This window comes from Mesorhizobium zhangyense (assembly GCF_011045115.1).
GTDB lineage: Bacteria > Pseudomonadota > Alphaproteobacteria > Rhizobiales > Rhizobiaceae > Mesorhizobium_M > Mesorhizobium_M zhangyense.
The window spans coordinates 281,185-303,487 of record NZ_JAAKZG010000001.1 but is presented as its reverse complement, the minus strand read 5'-3'; the positions used below and the strand labels follow the sequence as shown (position 1 = coordinate 303,487).

The 22,303-nt window shown below is 62.0% G+C and carries 21 protein-coding genes and 1 tRNA gene; 12 read left to right on the top strand and 10 right to left on the bottom strand.

Going from position 1 to position 22,303, the window contains the following annotated elements; translation table 11 throughout:
• Window positions 1-53 precede the first annotated feature (53 nt).
• Window positions 54-1,013, top strand: a complete 960-nt coding sequence (locus tag G6N74_RS01455; RefSeq protein WP_205826509.1) for an alpha/beta hydrolase — start codon at window positions 54-56, stop codon at window positions 1,011-1,013.
• Between the two features lie 57 nt (window positions 1,014-1,070).
• On the opposite strand, the gene G6N74_RS01450 is transcribed toward G6N74_RS01455, so the two are convergent.
• The 4 genes from G6N74_RS01450 to ilvA all read right to left on the bottom strand — a co-directional run bounded on the left by G6N74_RS01450 (window position 1,071) and on the right by ilvA (window position 5,464).
• Window positions 1,071-2,462, bottom strand: a complete 1,392-nt coding sequence (locus G6N74_RS01450) for a DEAD/DEAH box helicase (protein ID WP_165113496.1) — start codon at window positions 2,460-2,462, stop codon at window positions 1,071-1,073.
• 334 nt (window positions 2,463-2,796) lie between these two features.
• Window positions 2,797-3,483: a GGDEF domain-containing protein gene (locus G6N74_RS01445; RefSeq protein WP_205826487.1), complete on the bottom strand. Its 687-nt coding sequence runs from the start codon at window positions 3,481-3,483 to the stop codon at window positions 2,797-2,799.
• Between the two features lie 176 nt (window positions 3,484-3,659).
• Window positions 3,660-4,211, bottom strand: coding sequence for a DUF1697 domain-containing protein (locus tag G6N74_RS01440; RefSeq protein WP_165113494.1), 552 nt, complete (start codon window positions 4,209-4,211; stop codon window positions 3,660-3,662).
• A complete protein-coding gene (ilvA, locus tag G6N74_RS01435) occupies window positions 4,208-5,464 on the bottom strand; it encodes a threonine ammonia-lyase IlvA (protein ID WP_165113492.1) in 1,257 nt (418 codons plus the stop codon). Before ilvA ends, G6N74_RS01440 begins: the two co-directional genes overlap by 4 nt.
• A gap of 155 nt (window positions 5,465-5,619) precedes the next feature.
• Between ilvA and G6N74_RS01430 the strand changes: the two genes are divergently transcribed.
• Both G6N74_RS01430 and G6N74_RS01425 read left to right on the top strand, forming a co-directional pair.
• Entirely contained in the window at window positions 5,620-7,077 is a 1,458-nt protein-coding gene (locus tag G6N74_RS01430; RefSeq protein ID WP_165113490.1) for a TrkH family potassium uptake protein, read from the top strand.
• Between the two features lie 121 nt (window positions 7,078-7,198).
• Window positions 7,199-8,374 (top strand): alpha/beta hydrolase, encoded by a 1,176-nt coding sequence (locus tag G6N74_RS01425; RefSeq protein ID WP_165114402.1) that lies wholly within the window; start codon window positions 7,199-7,201, stop codon window positions 8,372-8,374.
• A 28-nt stretch (window positions 8,375-8,402) separates the two neighbouring features.
• Here the strand turns inward: G6N74_RS01425 and ade are convergent, their stop codons facing one another.
• Entirely contained in the window at window positions 8,403-10,214 is a 1,812-nt protein-coding gene (ade, locus tag G6N74_RS01420; protein ID WP_165113488.1) for an adenine deaminase, read from the bottom strand.
• A gap of 259 nt (window positions 10,215-10,473) precedes the next feature.
• On the opposite strand from ade, the gene G6N74_RS01415 reads away from it, so the two are divergent.
• The 4 genes from G6N74_RS01415 to G6N74_RS01400 all read left to right on the top strand — a co-directional run bounded on the left by G6N74_RS01415 (window position 10,474) and on the right by G6N74_RS01400 (window position 14,481).
• On the top strand, window positions 10,474-11,445 hold the full coding sequence (locus G6N74_RS01415; RefSeq protein ID WP_165113486.1) for a tripartite tricarboxylate transporter substrate binding protein BugD: 972 nt from the start codon (window positions 10,474-10,476) through the stop codon (window positions 11,443-11,445).
• A gap of 91 nt (window positions 11,446-11,536) precedes the next feature.
• The gene (locus G6N74_RS01410) at window positions 11,537-11,998 is read left to right on the top strand and encodes a tripartite tricarboxylate transporter TctB family protein (RefSeq protein ID WP_165113484.1); all 462 of its coding nucleotides are present in this window, start codon (window positions 11,537-11,539) and stop codon (window positions 11,996-11,998) included.
• A 9-nt stretch (window positions 11,999-12,007) separates the two neighbouring features.
• Window positions 12,008-13,519: a tripartite tricarboxylate transporter permease gene (locus tag G6N74_RS01405; protein WP_165113482.1), complete on the top strand. Its 1,512-nt coding sequence runs from the start codon at window positions 12,008-12,010 to the stop codon at window positions 13,517-13,519.
• Window positions 13,520-13,629: 110 nt separating this feature from the next.
• Window positions 13,630-14,481 (top strand): alpha/beta fold hydrolase, encoded by an 852-nt coding sequence (locus G6N74_RS01400; protein WP_165113480.1) that lies wholly within the window; start codon window positions 13,630-13,632, stop codon window positions 14,479-14,481.
• Between the two features lie 18 nt (window positions 14,482-14,499).
• Here G6N74_RS01400 and G6N74_RS01395 read toward each other — a convergent pair.
• Window positions 14,500-14,585, bottom strand: a tRNA-Leu gene (locus G6N74_RS01395).
• An 89-nt stretch (window positions 14,586-14,674) separates the two neighbouring features.
• Entirely contained in the window at window positions 14,675-15,247 is a 573-nt protein-coding gene (locus G6N74_RS01390) for an NUDIX domain-containing protein (RefSeq protein ID WP_165113479.1), read from the bottom strand.
• Window positions 15,248-15,441: 194 nt separating this feature from the next.
• Here G6N74_RS01390 and G6N74_RS01385 point away from each other — a divergent pair, with 194 nt between their 5' ends.
• The gene (locus G6N74_RS01385; protein WP_165113477.1) at window positions 15,442-16,545 is read left to right on the top strand and encodes an NADH:flavin oxidoreductase/NADH oxidase; all 1,104 of its coding nucleotides are present in this window, start codon (window positions 15,442-15,444) and stop codon (window positions 16,543-16,545) included.
• A gap of 3 nt (window positions 16,546-16,548) precedes the next feature.
• Here G6N74_RS01385 and G6N74_RS01380 read toward each other — a convergent pair whose 3' ends face one another.
• Entirely contained in the window at window positions 16,549-17,514 is a 966-nt protein-coding gene (locus G6N74_RS01380; RefSeq protein WP_165113475.1) for an alpha/beta fold hydrolase, read from the bottom strand.
• Between the two features lie 146 nt (window positions 17,515-17,660).
• Window positions 17,661-18,260 (bottom strand): NAD(P)H:quinone oxidoreductase type IV, encoded by a 600-nt coding sequence (wrbA, locus tag G6N74_RS01375; protein WP_165113472.1) that lies wholly within the window; start codon window positions 18,258-18,260, stop codon window positions 17,661-17,663.
• 187 nt (window positions 18,261-18,447) lie between these two features.
• Here wrbA and G6N74_RS01370 point away from each other — a divergent pair, with 187 nt between their 5' ends.
• Window positions 18,448-19,206, top strand: a complete 759-nt coding sequence (locus G6N74_RS01370; RefSeq protein ID WP_165113470.1) for a competence/damage-inducible protein A — start codon at window positions 18,448-18,450, stop codon at window positions 19,204-19,206.
• Window positions 19,207-19,343: 137 nt separating this feature from the next.
• Window positions 19,344-20,183 carry a universal stress protein gene (locus tag G6N74_RS01365; protein ID WP_165113468.1) on the top strand — a complete coding sequence of 280 codons (840 nt, stop codon included), beginning with the start codon at window positions 19,344-19,346 and terminating at the stop codon, window positions 20,181-20,183.
• A 33-nt stretch (window positions 20,184-20,216) separates the two neighbouring features.
• On the opposite strand, the gene G6N74_RS01360 is transcribed toward G6N74_RS01365, so the two are convergent.
• Entirely contained in the window at window positions 20,217-20,837 is a 621-nt protein-coding gene (locus G6N74_RS01360; protein ID WP_165113466.1) for a glutathione S-transferase family protein, read from the bottom strand.
• A 206-nt stretch (window positions 20,838-21,043) separates the two neighbouring features.
• Here G6N74_RS01360 and gpt point away from each other — a divergent pair, with 206 nt between their 5' ends.
• The gene (gene gpt, locus G6N74_RS01355; RefSeq protein WP_091913432.1) at window positions 21,044-21,541 is read left to right on the top strand and encodes a xanthine phosphoribosyltransferase; all 498 of its coding nucleotides are present in this window, start codon (window positions 21,044-21,046) and stop codon (window positions 21,539-21,541) included.
• A gap of 222 nt (window positions 21,542-21,763) precedes the next feature.
• On the top strand, window positions 21,764-22,255 hold the full coding sequence (locus G6N74_RS01350) for an NUDIX hydrolase (RefSeq protein ID WP_165113464.1): 492 nt from the start codon (window positions 21,764-21,766) through the stop codon (window positions 22,253-22,255).
• Window positions 22,256-22,303 lie beyond the last annotated feature (48 nt).

The following is a 22,303-nucleotide window of genomic DNA, read 5'->3' as shown; positions in this document are numbered from 1 at the left end:
GCTTGAGCCCTAGCGCCCTTGCGTGTCTGGAGGATTTCGTGGGACGCCGCTTCATGATCGGCTTCATCTGCCTGCTGGTGGTTCTGGCGGTCCTGTTCGCACTCGGGCCCCGTGTGCCCGTCGACACGCGCATCACCTTCGACCCATCCGCGGTCGGCGACGATCCGGAACTCTACCTGGAAAACACCGAGGACAAGATCGCCGGCATCCGCGACGAGCTTGAAAAGGAGATCATCTGGGCTGATCCGATGATCCATGCCAAAACGCCGATTTCCATCGTCTACATCCATGGCTTTTCCGCATCAAAGGGCGAACTCCGGCCCCTGGCCGACGAAGTCGCTGACGGGCTCGACGCCAATCTGTTCTACACGCGCCTGAAGGGCCATGGGCAGGACGGCGCGGCCATGGCCACTGCCACCGTCAATGACTGGATCAACGACTATGCCGAGGCGTTAGCCATCGGCCGCGCAATCGGCGACAAGGTCGTGGTGATCGCCACCTCGACCGGCGCGTCATTGGCCGTCCAGGCTGCCACGCAGGCCAGCGCATCGGAAGGCGTCGCGGCCATGGCGCTGATTTCGCCGAACTTCGGCGTTCGTGCCTCAGGCTCGGAAGTCCTCACCTTGCCATGGGGCGGGCAAATCGCCGAACTCATCGCCGGCAAGACCCGCAGCTTCGAGCCGCGCAACGCCATGCAGGAAAAGCTCTGGACCACCAGCTACCCGACGCGCGCCCTGCTGCCGATGGCGGCGCTGACCAATTTGGCCCGCGAGACCCCAGTCGAGCAGATCAAGATTCCCGCCTTGTTCATCTTTTCGGATTCGGATCGCATCACCCGGCAGGATCTGACCCGCGAGATCGCCGCCCGCTGGGGCGCGCCAAACGAACTCGTGCCGATCGACGACACCGGCGATCCGGACAACCACGTCATCGCCGGTGACGCCCTCTCGCCGGCGACAACCAACTTTCTCGCCGAGCGTATCGTGGTGTGGGTTCGGGCCATCCTCGAATAAAAAGAAACGGCCGAAGCATCGCTTCGGCCGTTTCCAATTTCTCAAACTGCGGTGCGCTTATGCAGCCCGCGTATTCGGCTTGCGGCCACCGAAACCGCGCTTCTTGGCGCGGAACGGCCTTTGACCTTCCGGCCTCTCGCCCGAAGGCTGCCCGCCGAACGTCTTCTTGCCGAAACCGCCGTTGCCGCGCGGCTTCTGGCCGTGCGGGCGTTTGTCGCCGCGCGGTGCGTTGCGATCATTGGCTGCTTCGCGCGGCGCGCTATCGTGGGTGCGCGGCGCAGGCGCCGGATCGGGCTGACCGAGATGATCGGCAGCGACCGGCAGCTTCATGCGGATGATCTTCTCGACCTGGCGAAGCTTTGCGTTCTCGCCCGGATCGCACAGCGTGATGGCAATGCCGTCAGCGCCGTTGCGGCCCGTGCGGCCGATGCGGTGGACGTAGCTTTCCGCCTCGTCCGGCAGCTCATAGTTCACGACATGGCTGATGCCCGGCACGTCGATGCCGCGCGCCGCGATGTCGGTCGCAACGAGGATGCGCACGGAGCCGTCGCGAAAGCCGTTCAGGGCCTTCTGGCGGGCGTTCTGCGACTTGTTGCCGTGGATGACGGCAGCGTCGAAGCCGTCACGCTCCAGATCGCGGGTAACGCGGTCGGCGCCGTGCTTGGTGCGGGCGAATACGATAACCGAGCGCATCGTCTCGTCGGCCAGCATTGCCGACAGAACCTGCCGCTTCTGCTTGACGCGGGCGAGAACCACGCTCTGCTTGATCTCGGCGGCAGTGGTACCCTGCGGCGCGACTTCGATATGCACGGGGTCCTTCAGGATGCCGCGGGCCAGCGATTCGATCTCGGCGGGCATGGTCGCGGAGAACAGCGCCGTCTGGCGGTCCTTGTGGGTCGCCTTGGCGATGCGCTTCACGTCATGGATGAAGCCCATGTCGAGCATGCGGTCGGCCTCGTCGAGAACCAGCCAGCGCGTATCGGACAGGTTGACCTCGCCCTCGCGGACCAGATCGGTAAGGCGGCCGGGGGTCGCGATCAGCACGTCGACGCCGGGCGCCATCTTCTTGACCTGGCTGTAACGCGACACGCCGCCGAGCACGAGCGCGGTCGACACATGCAGGCCCTTGGTCAGCACGCGGATGGTGTCTTCGATCTGCACGGCGAGTTCGCGGGTCGGCGCGAGGATCAGCGCACGCGCCGTCTTCGGCAGGCGCTTAGTGCCCAGCGCGATGATCTTGGTCAGGATCGGCAGGCTGAAAGCCGCCGTCTTGCCGGAGCCCGTCTGGGCGACGGCCAGCACGTCACGGCCGGCGAGATGGGCCGGAATGGCCTGTTCCTGCACCGGCTTGGGCATATCGAAGCCCGCAGCATGCGTGCCCTTGAGAAGGCCGCCGGTAATTCCGAGTTTGGCGAAACCAGTCAGTTCCGCATTGTTTTCGTTCGTCAATTTATTCTTCTTTCATGCGGCACTCGACCGCAAAGCATGATCGCGGCAAGGCGCTTACCTGCCGGCGAAATTTGTTATGGAAACGACAAGGCGGCGGGCATTTCCTTTGCCCACGCGGCTGCGCTGTCGTGCCCGCGAAAAAATAAGTCCGCAGGGCTTTTTCTCCGCGGATCATTCGATCCTGATGAAGAAAACAGACGCAACCAGTCCCATCGATGGGGAGAGCCAGAAAGTCGGCTCAAGCGCCTATGACGCCGCATATGGGCGATTTGCGTTGAAAAAGCAAACGAATTTATGTTGCGGCGCAAAAAGACGCTGGCGAAAGCGCGAAAATTCAGGCCGCATTCACCCGCGAAGCGTTTGAAACAACCCTGTCGCGCCCTTGCTGCTTGGCGGCGTAGAGGTTCTCGTCGGCCCGCGCCATCAGGTCCTCCAGCGGCTGACCCGGCTCGCGCACGGCAATGCCGATGCTGACAGTCGCCTTGAAATCATTCTCATCACCGCCAACCCGTATATGCGCGGATTTCCGGCGAATGCGTTCGGCGATCACCAATGCCATGGGCAGATCGGCGTCGATCAGAAAAATCCCGAACTCCTCGCCGCCCAGCCTTGCTGCCAGATCGCCTTCGCGGATGCAGGAGGCGATTGCAGCGCCCAGCCTGGATAGCACTGCGTCACCCGCCATGTGGCCGAAGCGATCGTTCAGCTGCTTGAAATGATCGGCATCGGCATAGAGAAACGCACCGGCTGCTTGATCGGCCCTGCCCGTTTCGCACTCGTGGAAGAAGGTCCGGCGGTTGTAGAGGCCGGTAAGATCGTCAAACCGCGCGACGCGATCGAGCTCTTGCGTCAGTTTGCGTAGTTTCACATTCTGGCCGAGAAAGAAAAAGCCGAGCGGATATCCGAGTACCGCGACGATGATGCTGCAAAGCAGGATATCGAGAAGGAAACGGTCCGAAAAAAAGATGCTGTAAAACAACGCGGTAAGCGCGTCCGCGGCAAGCATGGTCACCAGGACCATGCACGTCGTCTGCCAAAAAACAGACATCGCTTCGAACTTCGGCATCAGCGAGTTTAGTTTCACGCCACTCACCCCAATCGCCTTCCCTAAGGTTTCCATATAGCGCAAAGATGAAATTCAGGTCGGATCAACCGCTAAAATTTTATTGATCGGACGACATCGGGCGCCCGCAAGCGCTACTTTTTGCCGGCAGCGTCGGCAGCCAGCTTGTACAGGGCCAGGACGCTGTTCCAGTTGCGCGCGGTCGAGACGGCTTTCAGCACCCTGTCCACAACAGGCGGCAGTTTCGATCTGCCGAAACCGTCTGGCGCATGGAAATAAAGCACCTTGCCGACAACCGCAACGCGCTCATGCGCAGCACCTCTCGCAGCCAGCGCCTCGACGTCCTCCTTCGCCGGAGCCTTGTCTAGAACGAAGGCGTGGAGTGAAGTCGGCACGTCGACGGCTTCCGGAAACGGGTTGTCGCGGATGAGCTTCGACCATCCGGCAAGGCTCACCAGCATGATGTCTTTTTCGAAACCGAAATCCTGCTTCACGATCGCCGCTATATCCGCGGCAACCTCAGCCTCCTTGCGCTCGGACGAAACGACGGCATTGCCGCTGTTGATATAGGTCGCGACATTGCTGAAACCGGCCTTGGTCAGCGCCTCGCGCAGCGGCTTCGTCGGCAGCTGCGTCGCGCCGCCGACACCGCGAAACAGCACGATGTAAACCGTCTCGGCGCTCATATCACCAGCCCGGCGATCGTTTCGTTCTCGGTTATGTCCTGATAGGCCCAACCGGCTTCATGAAAGCGTTTCGCCAGAACGTCGAAATTCTTCCGATCCTTGGTTTCGATGCCGATCAGCACCGAGCCGAAATTGCGCGCTGACTTCTTGAGGTATTCGAAGCGCGTAATGTCGTCGTCCGGGCCGAGCAGGTCGAGAAAGTCGCGTAGCGCGCCGGGTCTCTGCGGAAAGCGGAACACAAAATACTTCTTCAAACCCTCGAACCGAAGCGCCCTCTCCTTGACGTCCGGCAGGCGCTCGAAATCGAAATTGCCGCCCGAAACCACCAGCACGATGGTCTTGCCGCGCATTTCCTTGCGCGGAAAATCCTTGAGCGCATCGATCGCAAGTGCGCCCGCAGGCTCCAGCACGACGCCTTCGATGTTCAGCATCTCGATCATGGTTGCGCAAAGCCGGTTTTCGGGGATCAGGCGCACCGCGCTTTCGGAAAAATCCTTCAGATGCCGGAACGGTTCGCGACCGATCTCGGCCACCGACGCGCCGTCGACGAAATTGTCGACGGCCTCGAGCTTTACCCGCTTGCCGCTTGTGAGGCTGGTCTTGAGGCTCGGCGCACCCACCGGCTCGCAGAAGACGAAACGCGGATCCTGACCGATTTCGCGCAGGTATTGGGTCACACCGGCCGCCAGCCCGCCGCCTCCGACAGGCAGCACCACCATGTCGGCCTTGCGACCCGCAGGCATCTGCCCGGCGATCTCATAGGCGACCGTCGCCTGCCCTTCGATGATATCCTTGTGGTCGAAGGGCGGCACCATATGCGCGCCGGCCGCCTCGGTGAACTCGATCGCTGCGCGATAGCAGGCATCGAAAAAGTCGCCCACCAGCTTGATCTCGACGAACTCGCCGCCGAACAGCCGCGTCTTGTCGATCTTCTGCTGCGGCGTCGTCACAGGCATGAAGACCACGCCTTTCTTGCCGAAATGGCGGCAGACGAAGGCGAACCCCTGCGCATGGTTGCCCGCCGAAGCACAGACGAACAGTTCGGCATCATTGCCGGCGGCAAGCGCCTTGCGAAAGAAATTGAACGCGCCGCGGATCTTATAGGAGCGCACCGGCGACAGATCTTCGCGCTTCAGGAAAATATGCGCTCCGGTCTTGCGCGACAGGTAGTCATTCTCCTGCAGCGGCGTCTCGGGAAACAGTTCGCGCACCGCCGCGGCGGCGGCCGCAACCTTGTCGGCAAAGCTCGTCATATCAAAAATCCCCGCCGCGCGCCGGGCGGCGTTTCCTGTTGGCACGGTTTGCGAGCCTATTGCATATTCAGGCGGATGAAGCCACTGTCCGGCCCTGCCGCTGCCTTTCGCGTCTTGGGACGGCGCGGTCGCGATAGCTGGGGTCCCGTCAATCCGTGAATAGAGTTGCCATTCGCGCCGCGATCCACGTTGCAGCGGTCTTTGCCATCTATCTTTCAGCCGCGATGCTCATCCCTGCAGCGGTCGATCTCTATTACGGCAACAAGGACTGGCGCGTCTTTGCCTTTTCAGCCCTTTTCATGGGCGGACTGGCCATGGCCGTTGCGCTGGCAACGCATGGCAACGCACCGCCCGTAACGAGCCGGTTCGGCTTCCTCCTGGTCAATCTCCTGTGGCTGACCATGGCGCTCGCGGGCGCCGTTCCCTTTCTCGCTTCCTCACTCGACATGAGCATCACCGACGCGGTGTTCGAATCGGTTTCGGGTATCACCACCACCGGCTCGACCGTCATCAACGGGCTCGACCATGCCCCGCCCGGCCTGTTGATGTGGCGCTCGCTGCTGAGCTTCATGGGCGGTCTGGGCGTTATCGCGCTCGGCCTTTTTCTCCTGCCTTTTCTGAATATTGGCGGCATTTCCTACTTCAAGATCGAATCCTCCGATATCGAGGACCGGCCTTTCGAAAGGTTCCAGACCTTCACGCTGAGCCTCATCGGCATCTACACCGCGCTCGTGATTGCCTGCGCCATATCCTACGCGGCCGCCGGCATGGACGGGTTTCACGCGGTCAACCATGCCATGTCGACAGTGGCTACGGGCGGCTTCTCCACCCACGACACGTCCTTCCTGCGCTATGCCGACAATCCGGCCATCCTGTGGACCGGCACGATTTTCATGTTCATCGGTGGACTGCCGTTTTCGATCATGATCCTGTTCGCGATCCGCGGCCGTTTCGAAGCACTCCGCGACCCCCAGATCCGGGTCTATGCCGGCTATTGCGTCGTCTTTGCCGTGGCGGTCGCGATCTATCTGCGCGTCACCACAGGCGAGTCCTTCTTTCAGGCCCTGACCCAGTCCACTTTCAACTTCATGTCGCTGATCACGACGGCAGGCTTTGCCAGCCAGGACTATACGCTGTGGGGACCGTTCGCCGTCACCTGCGTCTTCGTCGCCACCTTCCTCGGTGGCTGCTCGGGTTCGACCACCGGCGGCATCAAGGCCTATCGTTTCCTCATCCTGTTCGAGCTGATGGCGAATGGCCTGCGGCGGCTGATCTATCCCAACACGGTCATTCCCGTGCGCTATGGCGACCGCTCGGTGCCGGACGACATGCAGCGCGCGGTTGTCCTCTTCATCTCCTCCTTCCTGGTGCTCTGGGCCATCACCACGGTTCTGCTCGGCGCCACCGGCCTTGACTTCATCACCGCCCTCACCGGCTCGCTGACATCGCTCACCAATGTCGGCCCGGGGCTTGGCCCGATCATCGGCCCGGTCGGCAATTTTTCCTCGCTGCCCGATGCCGCGAAATGGATTTGCTCTGCCGCCATGCTGCTTGGGCGTCTGGAAATCCTGGCCGTGCTGGTGATCTTCACGCCCACCTTCTGGGGTCGCTGACCGTTTCCCGATAACAACACCGTGTTCCATTTCGGATCCGGCTGCCGTGGCGGCAGGCTGGACCGCGCAGGCGCGAGCAGCTATCAGGAAACTGGCCGGAGAGGAAAACTGGCCGGAGCGCATGATGTTTCGTACCGTGTCGGCCAGGTCTGCTGTTATCGCGCTTGCACTGCTTGTCGCCGGCTGCGCAGGCCAGAACACGCGCGAACTGATTGCCAGCAACATCGTCCAGGCACCCGCCAATTCCATAGCCGGCAGGCACGAAATCTTCGTCGCCACAACGCGTGCAAAGGCCACCGATCCGAAGGAGGCCTACTCCGGCGATCGCTCCGCCACCGTCAGCTTCGCCCGCGTCGACATGACCGTACCAGTCATCCACAAGACCGGCGAGATAGAACGCCGCAAGCGCGGGCAACGCGCCGATCCGGCAAAATACTTCACCGCCGACAGCATCAGCACCTTCGACAGCACCGCCGCATTCTCGAAGTCGCTACGGGCAGATATCGCGCAACGCGGCGGCCGCGCGCTCGTCTTCGTTCACGGCTACAACACGGCCTTCGACAGCGCAGTCTATCGCGTCACCCAGATCGCCCACGACGCCAGCTACTCCGGAACGCCGGTGCTGTTTTCCTGGGCATCGGGGGCCAAGGTTTCCGACTATGTCTACGACAACAACAGCGCCACCGCCGCCCGCGACGCGCTGGAAGAAACGCTGCGGCTCGTGGCCAAATCGGGCGCCACGCGCATCGACATCATCGCTCATTCGATGGGCAACTGGGTAACGATGGAGGCTTTGCGCCAGCTTGCCATCACCGGAGACGGCGACCTCGGCGGAAAACTCGGCGATGTCGTGCTGGCCTCGCCCGATATCGACGTCGATGTCTTCAAGAGCCAGATGCACCGCTACGGCAAACCCAAGAAGCCGTTCTACCTGTTCCTTTCCGGCGACGATCGCGCACTCGAGATTTCAAGCCTGATCGCCGGCAACAAGCCGCGCCTCGGCGGCTACAAGGACGCCGCAGATATCGCCAGCCTCGGCGTCGTCGTCATCGATCTCAGCAAGGTCAGTTCCGGCGACCGCCTCAACCACACCAAATTCGCCGACAATCCGGTGCTGGTGAAGCTGCTCGGCGAGCGCCTGGCCACGGACAGCAAACTCGGCACCGGCGAAACCGACACCAGCAGCCGTGTCGGCAACCTGGCCGGCGGCATCACGCAGACCATCGCTTCGGCAGCCGAGATCGTCATCACCACGCCGTTCGAAGTGCTGAACGTCGTAGTCGGCGGCGGGCAATAACGTACAGCCCGCCGACGACCGAAGCGGCTCAGAGAAACAGATCGACCTTCTCGAACTTCGTCACATCGATGATGCCGGCATCGGAAATCCGCAGTTCCGGTATCACCACCAGCGCCAGCAGCGAGTGCTGCATGTAGGCGTTGTTCAGGCTGCAGCCCATTTTGCGCATCGCCTCGGTCAGCTTCTCCGCCTTTTCCGCAACGATTTCGGCGCGCTCGTCAGACATCAGGCCGGCGATCGGCATCTCGACCAGCGCCAGTTCCTTGCCTTTCGAAAACAGCACCACGCCACCACCGACCTCGCCCAGCCGGTTTGCGGCCTTGGCCATGTCTTCCTTGTTGGTGCCGACGACAATCATGTGATGGCTGTCATGCGCCACCGTCGAGGCCATGGCGCAATCCTGCATGTAACCGAAGCCCGAGACGAAGCCGTTGACGACCCCGCCGGTGCCGCGATGGCGCTCGACCAGCGCGATCTGGCAGACGTCGTTGCGACGATCCATGGCGACAAGCCCGTCCTCGACCGCCAGATCGGCCTCCAGCGCCCGCGTCGGCGCCTGGTTCTCGATCACGCCGATGACGCGAACGCGCACTTCATTGGCGCCCTCGGGCGCTGCTATGTCGAAATCCTTGGCTTTCAGCTTCTTGCCGAGCTTGACCGTGTTTTTCGCGCTCTTGGGGTAGTCATAGGCCGGAATGTCGATTTCCAGCTTGCCAGCCTTCGCCAGCCGCACGCCGCGACCATAGACCTCGTCGATCTTCATCTCGACCAGATCCGAAACGATCAGGAAATCGGCCAGCCGCCCCGGCGTGATCGAGCCGAGTTCGCGCTCCAGCCGGAAATGCTGGGCGGTGTTGATCGTCGCCATCTGGATAGCGGTTATCGGCTTCAGCCCCTGCGCGATGGTATGGCGCACCACGCGATCCATATGCCCCTCATGCACCAGCGTGCCGGAATGGCTGTCGTCGGTGCAAAGGATGAAGTTTCGCGGATCAAGTCCTTGTTCTGTCACCGCTTTTATCTGAGTGGCAACATCATACCAGGCCGAACCGAGACGCAGCATCGCCTTCATGCCCTGCCGGACGCGCGCTATAGCGTCCTCGGCGCGCGTGCCTTCATGGTCGTCTTCGGGACCTCCGGCGACATAGCCATGGAACGGCAGGCCGAGATCGCGCGAGGCGTAGTGCCCGCCGACCGTCTTGCCGGCCTTCACGGTCTCGGCGATGCCGCCGACCATCACCGGGTCGTTGGCCGCGACGCCGGGAAAATTCATCACCTCGCCGAGCCCGATGATGTTGGGCCATGTCATCGCCTCGGCCACGTCCTGCGGCCCGAGCGAAGCGCCTGCATTCTCCAGCCCCGGTGCAGAAGGCACGCAGGACGGCATCTGAACATGGACGTTGATCGGCATCGCAGCCGCCTCGTCATGCATGAGCCTGACGCCGTTCAGCCCGAGCACATTGGCAATCTCATGCGGATCGATGAACATCGAGGTCGTGCCGTGCGGAATGACGGCGCGGGCAAATTCCGTCACCGTCACCATGCCGCTCTCGACATGCATATGCGCGTCGCACAGGCCCGGCACGAGATAGCGCCCACCGGCATCGACCACCTTGGTTCCGGTACCGATCGCGTGCGAGGCATTCGGGCCGCAATAGGCGAAGCGCCCGCCCACGATCGCCAGGTCGGTCCCCGCTATCACCTCGCCGGAATGGACGTTGACCCAGCGCCCGTTACGCACCACGAGGTCGGCCGGCTTGCGACCCATGGCGACGTCGACCAGCGCAGTCGCCATATCCGTCCACGGCCTGGGTGCACTGAACGCCTGCTTCTTGACCATATGCGACTCCTGTTTCGCCCGTTTCTGCCAAGCCTTCGGAACTTTGACCAGTTGCGATTTGCGGGCGTTGCTTCACTGTAGCGTATAATCCCATCGTCGTATTGCGCTTGACAGCCAAAGTCATGTCCATTTCGATGACCGTTCGTCCTGCCGGCATTTGCCCCCGGTTGGCGGACGCAAAGGGAGGAGAAGCGGCCGTGAATGTTCACGCCGCGGAGGAGCGGGTTGAAACCCCGCTCGCAATGGGAGGAATTCATTGATGAAAAAGCTGCTCGCAGCACTCGCCACGACCGCCGCGTTGACGCTGTCTTCGGCGGCATGGGCGGACTATCCTGAACGCACCATCACGGTCGTCGTGCCATTTGCCGCGGGCGGCCCGACCGATACGGTCACGCGCCTCGTCGCAGAAGCGATGTCGAAGGACCTCGGCCAGCAGGTCATCGTCGAAAATGTCGGCGGTGCCGGCGGCACGCTTGGCGCCGGACGCGTCGCCTCGTCCGAGCCGGATGGCTACACTTTGCTCCTGCACCACATCGGCATGGCCACCAGCGCCACGCTGTACCGCAAGCTCGCCTATGACACGCTGAACGCCTTCGAATATGTCGGCCTCGTCACCGACGTGCCGATGACGATCGTCGCCCGCAAGGACCTCGAGCCCGCCGACCTCAAGGGCCTGGTCGAATATGCCAAGGCCAACAAGGACACGGTCACCGTCGCCAATGCCGGCATTGGCGCTGCCTCGCACCTTTGCGGCATGATGTTCATGAGCGCGATCGACACGTCGCTCGTAACCGTACCCTACAAGGGCACCGGCCCGGCCATGACCGACCTGCTCGGCGGCCAGGTCGATATCATGTGCGACCAGACCACCAACACCACCAAGCAGATCCAGGGCGGCACCATCAAGGCTTATGCCGTGACCTCGGCCAAGCGTCTCGACGTGCTGCCTGACGTGCCGACCGCGGAAGAAGGCGGCCTGACCGGCTTCCAGGTCGGCATCTGGCACGGCATCTACGCGCCCAAGGGCACGCCGGCCGAGATCACCGAGCGCCTGTCCAAGTCGCTTCAGGTGGCACTGAAAGACCCCAATGTGATCGCCCGTTTCGCCGAGCTCGGCACCGTGCCGTCGTCCGAGGCCGACGCCACGCCGGCTGCACTCAAGGCCAAGCTCGAAAGCGAAATCGCACGCTGGAAGCCGGTCATCGAAGCGGCCGGTCAATACGCCGACTGATTCTGATTTCATGGACGGGGCGCCAGGCGCCCCGTCCATCCTTCATCCATCGGCATTTCGCCCGCAGCGCGGGCGTGGGGGACAACGCCTGATGAAATCTTTTTCAATCGATTCGACCAACGGCCTCTGCGGCGCGATATTCGTCGGGCTTGGCCTGTTCTTCGCGATACAGTCTTTCGGGCTCGAACTGGGCACCACCTTCCGCATGGGACCGGGTTATTTTCCGCTGGTTCTGGCCTGCGTGCTGATCCTGCTCGGAGCCATCATCCTGGTACAGGCCACGCGTATCGCCGGCGAACCTATCGGGCCCATCGCATGGCGTGGCATGCTCCTCATCCTGCCCGCGCCGATCTTCTTCGGCCTGACCGTGCGCGGCCTTGGCTTCGTGCCCTCGATCTTTTTCACCTCCCTCATCGCGGCCTTCGCCAGCACGCGCATGAAACCCCTGCCCGCCCTCCTGCTGGCGGCGGGCGTGACCGTGTTTTCCGTCGCCGTCTTCAGCTACGCGCTCGGCCTGCCGTTCCAGCGCTTCGGCCCCTGGCTGCCGTTTTAGGAGCGCGTGATGGACCTTCTCAACAATCTCGCGCTCGGTTTTGCCACGGCATCAACGCTCTGGAACCTCGGCTTCTGCCTTATCGGTGTGTTGCTCGGCACGCTCATCGGCGTGCTGCCTGGCATCGGCGCCACGGCGACAATCGCCATGCTGTTGCCGATAACCTTCCAGATCGGCGATCCCGTCTCGTCGCTGATCATGCTCGCCGGCATCTATTACGGCGCGCAGTATGGCGGCTCGACCACCGCGATCCTCATCAACATGCCGGGCGAGTCCTCCTCGGCGGTCACCGCGATCGACGGCTACCAGATGGCCAAGAATGGCCGCGCGGGTGCAGCGCTCGCCATTGCCGCCATCGGCTCGTTCTTTGCCGGCACGGTCTCGACCTTCCTCGTCGCCATCTTTGCGCCGCCGCTCACCGCAATCGCACTGAAATTCGGCGCCGCCGAATATTTCTCGCTGATGGTCGTCGGCCTCGTCTCGTCGATCGCACTCGCTCACGGCTCGATCATCAAAGCGCTGGCGATGGTCGTGCTTGGCCTGCTGCTCGGCGTCGTCGGCACCGACATCTATTCCGGCACGCCGCGCTTCACGCTCGGCATCCGCGAATATGCCGACGGGCTGAACTTTGTCGCGGTGGCGGTCGGCGTTTTCGGCGTCGCTGAAATCCTGCGAAACCTCGAAAACGAGCACGAGCGCTCGGTGCTCATCAAGAAGGTGAGCGGCCTGTTTCCGACCCGCGAGGATTTCAAGGAAATGGCCGCACCCATCGTGCGCGGAACCATCATCGGCTCGCTTCTCGGCATCCTGCCCGGCGGCGGTGCGGTTCTGGCCGCCTTTGCCTCCTACACGGTCGAAAAGCGGGTGTCGAAGCACCCGGAACAATTCGGCAAGGGCGCCATTGCCGGCGTCGCCGGTCCGGAATCGGCCAACAATGCCGGCGCGCAGACCTCCTTCATCCCGATGCTGACATTGGGCATTCCGGCCAACCCGGTGATGGCGCTGATGATCGGCGCGATGATCATCCAGGGCATCGTCCCCGGCCCCAATGTCGCGACAGAGCAGCCGGCCCTGTTCTGGGGCATCATCGCCTCGATGTGGATCGGCAACCTGATGCTGATCGTTCTGAACCTTCCCCTGATCGGCTTGTGGGTGAAGCTGCTGACAATCCCCTATTACGTGCTGTTCCCGATCATCATGGCGTTCTGCGCAATCGGCGTCTACAGCGTCAATTCCAACGTTTTCGACCTCTACTCCGTCGCGTTTTTCGGCTTCATTGGCTACGTCCTGACCAAACTGCGCTGCGAGCCGGCACCCTTGCTGCTCGGCTTCGTGCTCGGCCCACTGCTGGAAGAAAACCTGCGCCGCGCCATGATCCTGTCGCGCGGCGATCCGACCACCTTCGTGACAAGGCCGATCAGCGCGATACTGCTGCTAATTGCGCTCGCCGTACTGGCCGTCGTGTTCCTGCCCAGCGTCAGGAAGAAGCGCGACGAAGTGTTCGTCGAGGAGGACGCCTGATCCCCTAGGTGAATCATCCCAATTCTCGATCCTTTCGAGCAAAGTGCGCCATTGACTTTTTTCGCGCAAAGGCAGTGATTTAGCGCCACTCGCAGCAAGTGGAGACGAATATGCGCGCCCTTTGGATTGCACTGGTCTTTGCGGTTTTATCGCTCGCAGGCACCGGCGCATCCCTAACAGAGGAGCGCTGGCAGACACTGCCCCAGCCCGCGCCAATGCCGCCCGCCAACGAAAGCGGCTACGCCAAGGTCAACGGCATCGAGATGTATTATGCCATCTATGGCCAGGGCGAGCCGGTGCTGCTGATCCATGGCGGGCTTGGCCATGCCGATATATGGTCGAGCCAGGTCGCGGAACTCTCCAAGACCCATAAGGTGATCGTCGCCGACAGCCGCGGCCATGGCCGCTCGACCCGCAACGACCAGCCCTTCGGCTACGACCTGATGGCGTCCGACTATCTGGCCCTGCTCGACCAGCTGAAAATCCAGAAGACGGCACTCGTCGGCTGGAGCGACGGCGGCATCATCGGCCTCGACATCGCCATGAACCATCCCGAGCGGCTGACAAAACTCTATGCCCAGGCCGCCAACGTCACCACCGACGGCGTCGACCCCGGCGTGCTGACCAACAAGACTTTTGCCGCCTATATCGAGCGCTCAGGCGAGGACTACAAACGCTTGTCCCGGACGCCCGACCAGTATGACGCCTTTGTCGGCCAGATCAGCCATATGTGGGAAAGCCAGCCGTCCTGGACCAAGGAGCAACTGGAAAAGATCACCATTCCGACGGCAATCGTCGCCGGTGACCATGACGAGGCGATCAAGCGCGAGCACACCGAATACATGGCCTCCGTCATTCCCGGCGCAAAGCTGATCATCCTGCCCAATGCCAGCCATTTCGCCATGCTGCAGGACCCTGCAGGCTATACGAAATCCGTGCTCGATTTCATCGATGCCAAGTAGGGCTTGATTGTCGGGAGATGGTGCGGACGGCGGGACTTGAACCCGCAAGACCAGAGGTCGACAGATTTTAAGTCTGTTGCGTATACCAATTTCGCCACGTCCGCTTCGCGGTCACTGGTAACGGAGCGGGACAAGATTGCAAGCCCGCATTGTGGTGTGTCGAGATTCAAATAACGGCGGCCGCACCCGAATATCATCCCCTCGTCAGCTTCAAATGCTGAAGCAGGATGATCGTCTTGGCATCAATGATGCGGCCGTCGGTAATGGCAGCAACCGCGTCATCGAGCGTCATCTCCAGCACCTCGATATCCTCGCCCTCGTCGGCAGCGCCGCCGCCTTCGGATATGCGATCGGCCGGCGTGTAGTCAGCGACGAAGAATGACAGCCGCTCGGTCAAGCTGCCGGGGCTCATATAGGGCGTGAACAGGTGTTTTACGCCGCGCAGGCGGTAGCCGAGTTCCTCCTCCGCCTCCTTGCGGATGCAGGTTTCCGGATCGTCGGCGTCGAGCAGACCGGCGCACGCCTCGATCAGCGGCTCCTTGTGGCCGGTAACATAGGCCGGAAACCGGAACTGCTGCACCAGAAGCACGGTTCCGCGCTCCGGGTCGAAAGGCAGGATCACCGCTCCGTCGCCGCGATCATAGGTCTGGCGAATCTGCGTTTCCCAGCCGCCATCACGGCGTTGATAGTCGAACACCGTCTTCTTGAGCAGCGCCCAATCGTCCGAAAGAATTTCTTCGGACCGGATGCGGATGCGATCTTCCATGATGGAACTCCTGATTCAGGGCATCGGCACTACCCGCAAATCTCGACCTCCGCAACGCGCCTTTGTTGGTACAGCAGCCCTTGCCTTCGCCGGCTCGAACATCCAGCTTGTGCGGCGAACCGCTTCACCCTCTCGTGTATGGCGCGGGCCGAGCCCTTCTCCTACATGACGACGACACCCACGCTGGAGTTTTCATGACCAAGCATCTGTTTTCCCCCATCACGCTCGGCAATCTCGAATTCCCCAACCGCATTGCGGTCGCACCGATGTGCCAGTATTCCGCCGACGACGGCTCGGCCACCGACTGGCATCTCCAGCATTGGATGAACCTTGCCATGTCGGGCGCCGGCATGGTCACCGTCGAGATGACCGACGTCGAGCGGCGCGGCCGCATCACCCATGGCTGTCTCGGTCTCTATTCCGACCACAATGAAGCGGCTGCCCGGCGCACGCTGGATGCGGCCCGCCGCGTCGCCACGCCCGGCACCAAATTCGGCGTCCAGCTGGCCCATGCCGGCCGCAAGGCGTCGAACCGCCTGCCCTGGGATGGCGGCACCGCACTCGGTCCCGACGAAGACCCCTGGCCGATCGTCTCAGCTTCCGCGATCGCCTTCGACAAAGGCTGGCAAGTGCCCGAGGCGCTCGACGAGGCGGGCATCGAGCGCATCATCTCGGCTTTCGCCGAGGCGGCAAAGCGCACCGCGCGCGCCGGCTTCGACTTCATCGAACTCCATTCCGCCCATGGCTATCTGCTGCATCAATTCCTGTCGCCGCTGTCCAACAAGCGCACCGACAAATGGGGCGGCTCGCCGGAAAACCGCATGCGTTTCCCTGTCGAGGTCGTGAAAGCGGTGGTTGCGGCAGCACCCGGCCTGATGGTCGGCGCGCGCATGTCGGTAACCGACTGGGTCGAGGGCGGCTTCGACGTGCCCGACGCCATCGAGGTCGCCAAGGCCTACAAGGCTGCCGGTGCGGCCTATATCTGCTGCTCCAGCGGCGGCAACTCACCGCTGCAGAAAATCCCGACCGGTCCCGGCTATCAGGTCCATCTGGCAACCGCCATCCGCGATGGCGCCGGCATTCCGACCCGCGCCGTCGGCCTGATCGACATGCCCCGGCAGGCGGAGGCGATCATCACCGAGGACAAGGCCGATATGGTGGCGGTGGCACGCGCGCTGATTGCCGATCCGCGCTGGCCATGGCGGGCTGCAGCCACGCTCGGGCATGAATTCCATCCCGCCCCGCAGCTTGCTCGCGGCGAGCCCTTCATGCGGCACTGGACGCAGGCTGCCGAGTAAACGTCAGCTCGCGAACGCCCTGTCCGCCATCTTGCGAATGAACGCCACGGCTTCGGTCGTGGCGGTGAATTGCGGCATATGGCCGATGCCATCTAGAAGCTCGATTTCGAGACCGGGGATTTTGCCTTGCATCGGCAGCCCCTGAATCCTGTAATCCAGAACCCGGTCGCCGGTCCCGAAAAGCAGGCCGGCGGGCAGCCTTATCTCGCCATATCGGGCTTGCAGCCGTCCGAGATCCTGTTCGATCACCACGAAGTCCGTCGACGTTGCATAGATGTGGCTCGGCCGTAGGCCCAACATGCCGCCGCCCTTGACGATGTAATCACCAGGAACGGCTTGCGGCCCGAAGATAAGGTTCAGCGTCTGCTGCGCATATTTCATCGCCATCGGCACGGCCACCGTGTTGGCGAGCAGCCAGCGCTTCAGCGGCGATCTGATGAGCAGGCCCTGGAATTCGGGCGGAGCCTCCGACAGATGGGTCAGCGGCGACATCAGCGCGATGCCCGAGATCGTATCGGGATGATCGAGCGCCAGCGCGAGCGTGATCGCCCCGCCGAGCGAGTGACCGACGATCAGCGGCTTTTCCAGCCCGAGCTTTTCGATGAAATGCCGGAGCATCAGCGCCTGCTCGGTCAGGCGTCCTGTCGCACCTGCGGCTCGTGACGAATAGCCGGAACCCGGCCGGTCGAGTGCGATCAGCCGAAAACCGTCGAGCCTGTCGAACAGCGGATGGCGGAACTGGAGAAGCTGCGCGCCAAGGCCATGGACGAAGACGATCGGCCGCCCCTCGCCTTCATCGACGTAGTGGATGCGATTTCCATCGACATCGATGAATTTGCCGGCAGGCGGCACTCTGCGCTCCGCTTCGGCAGCGATCCTTCGGGTAACGAGGACAAAATAGCCGGCCACGAAGATGGCGGCCAGAAACAGTGCCGCGAGAAACCACAGCAGAATCGTGGAAAGCGTCATGAAAGCCCCGAACCGAGAATGTCGGGCTCAAGTCTATCCGTCTTTCAAGCCACAACAAGGCATCGCCGTTCCATTGAAGCCCGCAAACGAAAAACGGGCGGCTCCGTGAGGAACCGCCCGCAAATCATTTCAACTGTTGAGAAAAATCAACCGTGGAGCTTCGTGGCAATCTCAGCCACCCGCTTGCCCTGGAACTTCGCGCCTTCCAGTTCCTGTGCCGAAGGCTGGCGCGAACCGTCGCTGTCCGAGGTGGTGGTCATGCCGTAAGGCGCGCCGCCGCGCACGACATCGTTGCCCATCTGGCCCTGATAGGCATAGGACAGCGGCACGATGATCATGCCGTGGTGCTGCATCTGCCACTGGGTCGAGATCAGAGCCAGCTCAGCTCCACCATGCTGGGTGGCGGTCGAAACCATGGCCGAGCCGACCTTGTTGACCAGTGCGCCCTTGGCCCAGAGCGGACCGGTCTGGTCGAGGAAATTCTTCATCTGCGAGGCCATCATGCCGTAACGGGTCGAGGTCGCGATGATGATGGCGTCGTAATTTTCCAGTTCGAGCGGCTCGGCGATCGGCGCTTCCTGGTCGAGCTTGTAATAGGCCGCCTTTGCCACTGCTTCCGGCACCAGTTCGGGAACGCGCTTGATCGTCACTTCGGCGCCGGCCTCGCGGGCGCCTTCCGCGGCGGACTTCGCCATTTGCTCGGTGTGACCCCAGCTCGAATAATAAAGCACCAATACCTTCGCCATTCTCATGTCTCCTTGCAGGTGAAATCGCTATGAAGCGACGCTTGGGTCGCCGTGCAGAAAACATTTAGGGCCAGCATCGTTCAGTGGAAACGCCTAAGTTGCCGACAGATCGTTCACAATCTGAGCACCATTGCCCGAAGTGCCTTGCCGGGCTATCTCACCAAAGTCATTTCTTCCGGAGTCTCCCATGACCGATATCGTCACTGCCGCCATGATCGTCATCGGCGACGAAATCCTTTCGGGCCGGACCAAGGACAAGAATATCGGCCACCTCGCCGACATCATGACGGCGATCGGCATCGACCTGAAGGAAGTGCGCATCGTCCCCGACGAGGAAGACGAGATCGTTGCAGCCGTGAACGCGCTCAGGGCAAAATACACCTACGTCTTCACCACCGGCGGCATCGGCCCGACGCATGACGACATCACCGCCGATTCCATCTCGAAAGCCTTCGGTGTCCCCTGCGAATATGATCCCAAGGCCTATGCGATGATGGAGGCCAACTACGCCAGCCGCAGCATGGAATTCACCGAAGCGCGAAAGCGCATGGCGCGCATGCCGCGCGGCGCTGACCATATAGCCAATCCGGTTTCGCTGGCGCCAGGTTTCCGCATCGGCAATGTCCATGTCATGGCCGGCGTGCCATCCATTTTCCAGGCCATGCTCGACAATGTCGTGCCGACGCTGAAGACCGGCACGAAGCTCATTTCAGTCACCATCGAGTGCCCCTTCGGCGAAGGCACGATCGGCGGTCCCCTTGGAGAAATCCAGAAGCGCCATCCCGACACGATCATCGGCTCCTACCCGAAATATCTCGATGGCACCTTCCGCACCGATCTCGTCGTCCGTGCCCGCTCGCCCAAAGCGCTGGAGGCAGCGCGGGCCGAAGTCGCCTCGATGGTTGCCGGCCTCGCCGAAGCTGCAAAAGCCGCCAGGCCTGCCTGAGCGCCAACGCGCTGCGCGGGCCCGATCACCTGAATGTCAACGCGCTTGCGCGCCAATATTGCTCGCCGTGCGGAACCGCGAAGGCCGTGATAGAGTTTCCTTCTGGGATGTTCATACGTCGCATCAAGGAGGCTTCCATGCCGTTCAAGACGATCGTTGCCATTATCCAGAGCAAGGACGACGCCGAGCGCGTCCTTGACTGCGCGATCCCCTTTGCCGCCCGCTTCGAGAGCCATGTGATCGGCGTGCATGCCGAAGCGCTGCCGGTCGCCTACACGTCGGCGGTCGGCTTTCCCGACACCGAGTTTCTGCAGGCGACTGCCGAGGTCAACAAGGAACGCGCCGACCTGCTCGAAGCGCTGTTTCGAAGCCGCGTGACCGAATCCGGCCAGTCCTTCGAGTGGCGCAGCCTTGAGAGCTTTTCCGGCGACAGCGCCCATTGCGGCATTTCCAGCGCGCGCTGCGCCGATCTCGTCATCGCCGCCCAGCGCGACCCGCACGCGGATTCGACCGCCACCGCCGATGTCGACGCACTTCTCTACGAGTCCGGGCGCCCGGTGCTGGTCGTTCCGCATGACGGACCGGCCCAGAGCAACTATGGCCGCATCATCATCGCCTGGAACGGCAGCCGCGAGGCCGCACGCGCTGCCTTCGATGCACTTCCGCTGATCCTGGAAGCCAAGCACACGGAAGTCTTCGTCATCGATCCGCCTGAAGATGCGGAGGAAGACGCCGACGCCTCCGGCGCCGAAATCGCGGCAGCCCTTGCCCGCCACGGCGCAAATGTGACGGTCGCCTCCGAGGAATCGAAACGCCGCTCTGTCGACGATATCCTTCAGGAACGTGTCGCCGCGACGGGCGCCGACCTTCTGGTGCTCGGCGCCTACAGCCATTCCTGGCTGCGGCAATTGCTTTTCGGCGGCGTCACCCGAACGGTGCTGCAGTCGATGCCGGTGGCGACATTCATGTCGCGATAAGGCACCGCGGTCGCAGCGCAGGAGAATTGGACCTCAGGTCAGCGGTATCATCACCGCCGTCTGATAGGCCGGCCGCGCGGCGAGCCGGTCATACCAGGCCTTCAGGTAGGGCAAGGCTGGCCTTTCGATCGGCATACCAAACCAGGAATAAGCAAAGCATCCCAGCGGTATGTCGCCCATGCCGAATTGAGCGCCTGAAAGAAACGGCTGCCCGGCAAGGGCCTTGTCGGCGATCGACAGCAGCCGCGTGCAATCCTCTAAACCTTTCCTGAACGCCGCATCGTTGCGCTGGTCAGCGGGCAGGCGCACGACATTCCAGAACACATCGCGGAAAGGAGCAGCGATGGACGACGTCGCCCAATCCATCCACTTGTCGGCATCGGCGCGAACGGTTGGGTCCGTCGGAAAAAACGTGCCATTACTATACTTTGCAGCCAGATAGCGAACGATCGCATTCGATTCCCACAGCACGAAGTCTCCGTCCTTTATGCAGGGAACGAGCCCGTTGGGGTTCATCGCGCGATATTCGGAATCATTGACGACGCCGAATGCGCCACCGGCATTGACATGCTCGAAAGGCAAGCCGAGTTCCCCGGCACACCACAGGACCTTCTTGACATTGGTGGAGTTTCCACGACCCCAGATCTTCAGCATGTGAGCCCTTCATTCTTGCGCAGATTTTTCGTGCCGCCCGCAATGACCATAACTTTGACCGGCATACAATCGCGTCTGGCGCCGGATGCGAAAATCAATAGGGCTAGTCACTGCGAGAGGCTTGCCAAACGCCGGTCTTTCCGGCTAATTGCGCCCGCATTCCCTGAGTTTTCGCGCGTTGCGACGCGCCATCGGAGTGCCGCGCAATGTCCCTTCCCGAAAAAGCCTTTCCCGTTGCCTGGGACCAGTTCCATCGTGACGCCCGTGCGCTGGCCTGGCGGCTTGCCGGCGTCAACGGACAGTGGAAGGCCATCGTCTGCATTACGCGCGGCGGGCTGGTTCCAGCTGCCATCATCTCGCGCGAACTCGGCATCCGCATGATCGAGACCGTCTGCGTCGCCTCCTACCACGATTACACGTCACAAGGTCAGTTGCAGGTCCTGAAGGAAATCACCCCTTCCCTGCTCGAAAATGACGGCGAAGGCGTGCTCATCGTCGACGACCTCACCGACACCGGGAAGACGGCTGCGATCGTGCGGGCGATGATGCCGAAGGCGCATTTCGCTACTGTGTACGCCAAGCCCAAGGGCCGGCCGCTGGTCGACACCTTCGTCACCGAGGTGTCGCAGGACACATGGATCTACTTCCCCTGGGACATGGGCTTCACCTACCAGAAGCCGATTTCCGACGATCACGCGGGCTGATTGCGCACCTGCGCCACCGGATGGCGCCCGCAAGGTGGCAATCGAGCGGGTCTCTACCTATATCAAGTTGCAACTTTCGACTGATCTCCACCTAGGTCCTGCATCACTGCTTCACCTGATTTCGGTCGGGGGTTAGTCGAATTTTTACTATTATTACGCATAATTAACTCTAATATTCGTGAGACGGCAAACGAATCGGAGAACCGGGAAAGACCAACGTCGATGCTTATGAACCACGTCACACGCAACCATATGGTTGAGCGGATCAGGCGCCTCTTTGGAGCGATGCCGTGCCGTGTGCAGGTTGCCGCATTGCCGTGGCGCGAACGCGCCGGTCGAACCGAGATCATGCTGATCACCAGCCGCGACACCGGCCGCTGGGTTCTGCCCAAGGGCTGGCCGGAAGGCAGCGAGCAGCTTTATGAGTCTGCTGCGCGTGAAGCAGCCGAAGAAGCAGGCCTTTCCGGCTCCATGTCCCATCTCGAACTTGGCCGTTACTATTACGCCAAGCGCCTGTCGTCCGGCATGGAACGGCGCTGCGAAGTGCTCGTATTTCCGATGCATGTCGACGACGTCGCCTCCAAATGGCCCGAGAAAGACGAGCGCAAGCGCGAGTGGTTTCCCGTTTCCAAGGCAGCAAGGCTGGTGCGGGAGCAGGATCTTGGCGAGCTCATCAGGCACTTCGGCGAGAGCCGACACAAAACCGCTGCCTGATTTCGCTAACTTCCAGACGATGAACCACGCAGCAGGCCCACACTCCGC